Consider the following 6,428-nt stretch of genomic DNA (forward strand, 5'->3'; position numbering starts at 1 on the left):
AACCAAGAAAAAACCGAAGGCCTCAGGCGTCTTTCTTCGCGCCTTCGAGCGCCGCGATCCGCGCCTCGAGCGCCGCGTTCTCCTCGCGCGCCTTCTGCGCCATCGCCTTCACCGCGTCGAATTCCTCGCGGGTGACGAAGTCGCGGTCCGCAAGCCAGCGGTCCATCCAGCTCTTCATCGCGGTCTCGGCCTCGGTCTTGGCGCCCTGCGCCACGCCCATCGCATTGGTCATCATTTTCGACATCTCGTCGAAGAACTTGTTCGGGGTCTGCATCGCCGTCTCCGTCACGGGGTTTTCATCTATATGGCCGCGCCGGGCGGCGGAGACAAGGTTGACTTCGCCCCCCGCGCGGGGCCTTCTGCGCGCGAAAACGAGGAGCGCCATGGCCATTCCCTTTCCCGCGATCGACCCCAATGCCTTCGTGATCCCGGGGATCGACCTGCCGATCCGCTGGTATGCGCTGGCCTATATCTTCGGCCTGCTCGCCGGCTGGCGGATCGTCGCCGCGCTGATGCGGCGGCCGCGGATCTGGGGCGGCAGCGCGCCGATGCCCGCGGAGAAGGTCGAGGATCTGCTCACCGCGGTCATCATCGGTGTCGTGCTGGGCGGGCGGCTCGGCTTCGTCCTCTTCTACGAGCCCGCGCTCTACCTCGCCCATCCGCTCGATGTGCTGAAGGTCTGGGAGGGCGGCATGTCCTTCCACGGCGGCTTTCTCGGCACCGTCGTCGCCGGGATCTGGTATTGCCGGCGCCACCATTTCCCGACGCTGCGCGTGGCCGATGCCTTTGCGCTGGTCGCGCCGATCGGGCTCCTGCTCGGGCGGCTCGCGAATTTCATCAAGCCCGAGCTCTGGGGCCGGCCGACGGACGTGCCCTGGGGCGTGATCTTCCCGGTCGATGCGGCGCAGATCTGTAACGGCATCGCCGGGCAGATTGACGGCGCCTGCGCGCGCCACCCCTCGCAGCTTTACGAGGCGGGGCTCGAGGGGCTGCTTCTCGGCGCGATCCTCTGGCTGCTCCTTGGCCTCGGCGCGCTGCGCCGCCCCGGGCTTTTGCTCGGCGTCTTCCTCGCCGGCTACGGTATGAGCCGCGCTTTCGTCGAGCTCTTCCGCCAGCCCGACGCGCAGTTCCAGAGCCTTGGCAACCCGCTTGGCTATGCGCTGCAATTCGGGGATTACGGCCTGACGATGGGGCAGATCCTCTCGATCCCGATGATCCTGATCGGCGGCTATTTCATCGGCCGCGCGCTGCGCCGGGGGCGGATGTGACTCCGCTGGGCGAGATTCTCGCGCGGCGCATCGCCGCCGAGGGGCCGATGCGGCTCGACCATTACATGGCCGCCTGCCTGCTCGATCCGCGCCACGGCTATTACACGACGCGCGATCCCTTCGGCCGGGGTGGCGATTTCATCACCGCGCCCGAGATCAGCCAGATGTTCGGCGAGATGCTGGGCCTTTGCCTCGCGCAGGTCTGGCTCGATCAGGGCCGTCCCGCGCCCTTCACGCTGGCCGAGATCGGCCCTGGGCGCGGCACGCTGATGGCCGATGTGCTGCGCGCGATCCATGCCGTGCCCGGCATGGCCGAGGCGGCGCAGGTGCATCTGGTCGAGGCCTCGCACAGCCTGCGCGAGGTGCAGCGCGCGCGGCTGGCGGGCCATGACGTCACCTGGCACGAGAGCGTCGAGACCCTGCCCGAGGCGCCGCTCTACCTGCTTGCGAACGAGTTCTTCGACGCGCTGCCGATCCGCCAGTTTCAGCGCGCGGGCGCGCTCTGGGCCGAGCGTCAGGTGGGCCTCGCGGGCGAGGTGCTCACCCCCGGCCTCGCGCCGCCGACCCCCTACGCCGCGCTTGCGCCCCGTCTCGCCGACACCCGCGACGGCGACGTCGTCGAGATCTGCCCCGCCGCCCCGGCGATCGTCACCGCGATCGCCACGCGCATCGCGCGCCACGGCGGTGTCGCGCTGGTGATCGACTACGGCCACTGGATCAGCCTTGGCGACACCTTCCAGGCGCTGAAGGATCACGCGCCCTGCGACCCTTTCGCCGCGCCGGGGGAGGCGGATCTGACCGCCCATGTCGCCTTTGCCCCGCTTGCCGCCGCCGCCCGCGCCGCGGGAGCGCGCACCAGCGCGATGACCGCGCAGGGCGTGCTGCTCGAACGGCTCGGCATCACCGCGCGCGCGCAGGGCCTCGCGCAGCGGCTTTCGGGGGAGGCGCTCGAAAGCCATATCGCCGCGCATCGGCGCTTGACCCATCCCGAAGAAATGGGTCAGTTGTTCCAGACCCTCGCGATCTTTCCGCCCTACGCCCCGCTGCCGCCGGGCTTCGATGAGGCTTCCGACTGAGACATGCCGACCATGCTCGAAATCCTGACGTCACCGCTGCTTGCCGGCACAAGGCATGGGTTCTTCACGCGCCGGGGCGGCGCCTCTTCGGGGGTGTTCTCGGGGCTGAACTGCGGCCATGGTTCGAGCGACCAGACCGACACCGTGGCGGTCAACCGCGATCGCGTCGCCGCGGCGATGGGGGTGGCGCCGGCGCAGATGATCGGCGTCGACCAGATCCATTCCGCCGATGTCGCCGTGGTCGAGGCGCCGCTGAGCGCCCCGGTGAAGGCCGATGCGCTGGTCACCGCGACGCCCGGGCTTCTGCTCACGATCCTCACCGCCGATTGCGAGCCGGTGCTTTTCGCCGATCGCAAGGCGGGGGTGATCGGCGCGGCCCATGCCGGCTGGCGCGGCGCGAAGGAGGGCGTGCTCGAGGCGACGCTCGACGCGATGGAGGGCCTTGGCGCGCAGCGCGCCGATATCGTGGCGGTGATCGGCCCCTGCATCTCGCAGCGCGCCTATGAGGTCGGCCATGATTTCATGGAAGATTTCCTGATCGACGATCCGGAGACGAGCCGCTTCTTTTCCGGTGGCCCGAATGGCAAGCCGATGTTCGACCTGCCGGCCTATGGGCTTTCGCGGCTGCGCGCGGCCGGCGTGGGCGAAGCGGAATGGACGCGGCATTGCACCTATTCCGACCCGGAGCGCTTCTATTCCTTCCGCCGCACGACTCACGCGGGCGAGGCCGATTACGGCCGGCTGATCTCGGTGATCCGACTCTGATGTCGCGCCCGCGGCGCGGCGATTGCGGCGCGATTGTGCCCCGGCTTTCCGCAGTCTTGCCATAATTGTGGCGCGGGCGCGCTGGATCCTTCGAAATCCCGTGGATTTGTTCGCATCGCGCAACAGTCGCGCCGCCACAATCCGCCAGCTCTATTTCCGGAAAATTGTTGACGATCGTCAAGATGGCGCCGCAATGACCGGCGATAACAAGGACATCCGGGCGAGGCCCGCAACGAACAGAGCACAGCCGAAAAGGCAGGAGAGCAGAGATGAGCATGCAGAAGAACCGCCGCTGGATGGTCGCCGCGATCGAGACCGCCTCGAAGTCCACCGTGCAGATGCCCTGGGAACGGGGCGCCCGCCGCGCGGCGATGATCGCCCGCCGCGAGGCCGCCGCCGCCTCGAACGCCGCACCGAAGGCCCCGCGCGCGCTCGCCGCCCGCTGATATCCCCCCGCTGATCCCATTGTCGCAGGGCCGGGGGCTGCCACCCCCGGCAGGGTCGCCGGACCGTTGGTGATTCGGCGCAATTGCGGCGAAAATCGGGCAGTTTCCCCCGCATTCGAAACAGTCACGCAGTGCCCCCCGGGATTGCCCGCGGGGGCTTTGCCAATTTAAGCAATAATTTGACCGGGGCCGCCGGGGCGCGCATCTTTCGGATGTCTCTCTGCAACCGGTGGGGGCCGTCGCAGATGTGACCAGACCGAAAGGCTGATCGCATGTCCTATTCCCACCGGGTGACGGCCGGGCTGATCGAGCCCGTCGTCGAAAGCCCGTCGCTGCCTTCGCGCGCCCTGCGCCCCAAACTCCCGCCCGCGGCCCGTCCGCAGCGGGCGATGCCGCTCACCCGTCGCTATGAGGCGAGCTGGCTCACCCCGGACGGTTCGGTCGAAAGCTCGACCCGGATCGCGCCGGCGACGCCCCTTTTCGAGGAGGCGTTCTCGGCGCTGGCCCGCGGTGCGGTGATCGCGACCGAGGACGGCCCCGTCGCGGTCGAGGATCTGGCGCCGGGGCAGCGCGTGCTCACCGCCGAGGGGCGGGTCGAGACGGTCACCTGGATCGGCTCGATGATGATCTATCCCTCGACCGGCGCGGTGATGTCCGAGGAGCCGGTGACCCTCACCCGGATCACCGCCGAGGCCTTCGGCCAGGGCCGGCCGATGCCCGATCTCGTGCTCGGGCCGCGGGCGCGGCTTTGCCTGCGCGATCCGCGGCTGCGCCGGGTGACCGGGCTCGAGGCGGCCTTCGTGCCGGCGCGCGCCTTCGTCGACGGGGTGAGCGTGATCGAGGTGACGCCGGTATCGCCGGTCTCCGTCTACCACCTCGTGCTGGAGCGGCAGGCGAGCCTGCGCGTCGCCGGGCTCGAGGTCGAGAGCTACCACCCCGGCGAGGGCGTCGAGGAAATGATCGACCCGCGGATGCTCTCGCTTTTCGTGGCGCAGTTCCCGCAGATCACGCGGCTGCGCGACTTTGGCCCGCAGCTGCATCCGCGGCTGACGCGGTTCGAAGTGGAAAGCCTCTGGGATTGAAACCGGGGAGGGGGCGCTGCCCCCGCCGGGGCCTCGCCCCGGCCCCCCGGAGTATTTTTCCCAAGAAAAAGGGATCAGTCGGGCAGGGCCTCGCGCAGCATGCGCACCATATTGCCGCCCATCACCTTGGCGATGGTCCCTTCGCTCAGCCCCTGATCGAGCAGGGCCTGGGTGAGCGCGGCGAGCTCCGAGCTGTCGAAATCCGTCTCCACCGCGCCGTCGAAATCGGAGCCGAGCGAGACGTGATCCTCGCCCAGAAGGTCGATCGCGCCCGTGATCATCGTCGCGATGCCCTTCGGCGTCGGGTCGCAGGCGGCCTCCTCCCAATAGCCGATGCCGATCACACCGCCCTTCGCCGCGATCGCCTGCATCAGGTCGTCGGGGAAGTTGCGCTTGTGCGGGCAGATGCCAAAGATGCCGCTGTGGCTCACGATCGGGCGGGTGCCGGGGATCGCGAGCACATCGCGCGCCATCTGCACCGAGGCATGGGCGAGGTCGATCACCATGTGTTTTTCCATCATCCCCGCCACCACCTCGCGACCGAAGGGGGTGAGGCCGGCGTCATCCTCGCCGTGCAGGCTGCCGCCGAGTTCGTTGTCGAAGAAATGGGTGAGCCCCATCAGGCGAAAACCCGCGTCGTAAATCCGGTCGAGGTTTTCGATCTTTCCCTCGAGCAGATGCCCGCCCTCGGCGCCGAGGATGCCACCGACGAGTTGCGCGCCATTCGCGCGGGCGGCGAGCACCGCGTCGAGGTCGGATTTGGTGCGGATCACCTTGAGCTGGTCGGGCGCCTTTGCGGCCATCGCGTTCAGCCGCGCCGCCTGATCGAGGCCGCGCTCGAGCAGGCTGAACCAGGTCTTCGGCGGGCGCGCCTCGGCGATCACCAGCGTGGTGATATTGTCGCGCGCATCGCTGGCGTTGTGGTCGTAATTCTGCCCGGCGGGCGATTTCGTGACGGTGGTGAAGACCTGCAGCGCCACGTTCCCCGCGCGCAGCCGCGGCAGGTCGACCTGACCGCGCTTTGACCGCGTGAGCAGGTCACGATCCCACAAGAGCGCATCGGAATGCCAGTCGCCCACGATCAGGCGTTTGTGCAGCGCTTCCGCCTCGGGTGAGACCGGCCAGGGCGCATGCGGCACCACATGGTTCTGCCCGTTTTCCGCGATGCCCGGCGCAAGGGCGAAAAACGCCCCCGCGCCAATGACGACCAGCCCGGCGATGCCGCCGGCAATACGCTTGCCCCAACCCATGATGTCCTCCCTGACACTGGCGGGAGGCTAACAGCGGCGGGGGCAGGTGCCTAGCGGCGACCGCGCGTCACTCTTCCATCGCTTCCAGCTCGTCGATGAAGCCCGCGATCATGCTCAGCCCGCGGTCCCAGAACGCCGGGTCGGAAGCGTCGAGGCCGAAGGGGGCGAGAAGCTCCTTGTGATGCTTCGCGCCGCCGGCCTTCAGCATCTCGAAATACTTCTCCTGGAAGTCGGGCAGCCCGTCGGCGTAGGTCGCATAAAGCGCATTCACCAGCCCGTCGCCGAAGGCATAGGCATAGACGTAGAAGGGCGAATGCACGAAATGCGGGATATAGCACCAGAAGGTTTCGTAGCCCGGCATGAACTCGAAGGCCGGGCCGAGGCTTTCGCCCTGCACCGACATCCAGAGCGCGTCGATATCCTCGGGGGTGAGTTCCCCCTCGGCCCGCGCGGCATGCAGCTTGCATTCGAAATCGTAAAACGCGATCTGGCGCACCACGGTGTTGATCATGTCCTCGACCTTGCCGGGAAGGAGCGTCTT

General features: G+C 68.3%; 8 protein-coding genes. 5 read left to right on the forward strand and 3 right to left on the reverse strand.

All coding sequences use genetic code 11. The annotated features are described in order from the left end of the window. Window positions 1–22 precede the first annotated feature (22 nt). Window positions 23–274 (reverse strand): accessory factor UbiK family protein, encoded by a 252-nt coding sequence (locus AB7U46_RS14560; RefSeq protein WP_428337705.1) that lies wholly within the window; start codon window positions 272–274, stop codon window positions 23–25. A 109-nt stretch (window positions 275–383) separates the two neighbouring features. Between AB7U46_RS14560 and lgt the strand changes: the two genes are divergently transcribed. From lgt to AB7U46_RS14585, 5 genes are all read left to right on the forward strand, one after another. Then, window positions 384–1,268, forward strand: a complete 885-nt coding sequence (gene lgt / locus AB7U46_RS14565) for a prolipoprotein diacylglyceryl transferase (RefSeq protein WP_428337706.1) — start codon at window positions 384–386, stop codon at window positions 1,266–1,268. Further along, window positions 1,265–2,344 carry a class I SAM-dependent methyltransferase gene (locus tag AB7U46_RS14570; RefSeq protein WP_428337707.1) on the forward strand — a complete coding sequence of 360 codons (1,080 nt, stop codon included), beginning with the start codon at window positions 1,265–1,267 and terminating at the stop codon, window positions 2,342–2,344. Before lgt ends, AB7U46_RS14570 begins: the two co-directional genes overlap by 4 nt. A gap of 12 nt (window positions 2,345–2,356) precedes the next feature. Then, window positions 2,357–3,109 (forward strand): peptidoglycan editing factor PgeF, encoded by a 753-nt coding sequence (gene pgeF / locus AB7U46_RS14575; RefSeq protein ID WP_428337712.1) that lies wholly within the window; start codon window positions 2,357–2,359, stop codon window positions 3,107–3,109. A 269-nt stretch (window positions 3,110–3,378) separates the two neighbouring features. Beyond that, window positions 3,379–3,555, forward strand: a complete 177-nt coding sequence (locus tag AB7U46_RS14580; RefSeq protein WP_428337708.1) for a hypothetical protein — start codon at window positions 3,379–3,381, stop codon at window positions 3,553–3,555. Window positions 3,556–3,827: 272 nt separating this feature from the next. After that, complete coding sequence (locus tag AB7U46_RS14585; RefSeq protein WP_428337709.1) at window positions 3,828–4,637, forward strand: Hint domain-containing protein; 810 nt, start codon at window positions 3,828–3,830, stop codon at window positions 4,635–4,637. A gap of 74 nt (window positions 4,638–4,711) precedes the next feature. Here AB7U46_RS14585 and AB7U46_RS14590 read toward each other — a convergent pair whose 3' ends face one another. Continuing rightward, complete coding sequence (locus tag AB7U46_RS14590; RefSeq protein ID WP_428337710.1) at window positions 4,712–5,887, reverse strand: dipeptidase; 1,176 nt, start codon at window positions 5,885–5,887, stop codon at window positions 4,712–4,714. A 67-nt stretch (window positions 5,888–5,954) separates the two neighbouring features. Beyond that, window positions 5,955–6,428, reverse strand: a 474-nt coding sequence (locus AB7U46_RS14595; protein ID WP_428337711.1) for a M3 family metallopeptidase, incomplete at its 5' end; no start/stop codon positions are given.

The organism is Paenirhodobacter sp., assembly GCF_050177655.1.
In the GTDB taxonomy this organism is placed as follows: domain Bacteria; phylum Pseudomonadota; class Alphaproteobacteria; order Rhodobacterales; family Rhodobacteraceae; genus Rhodobacter.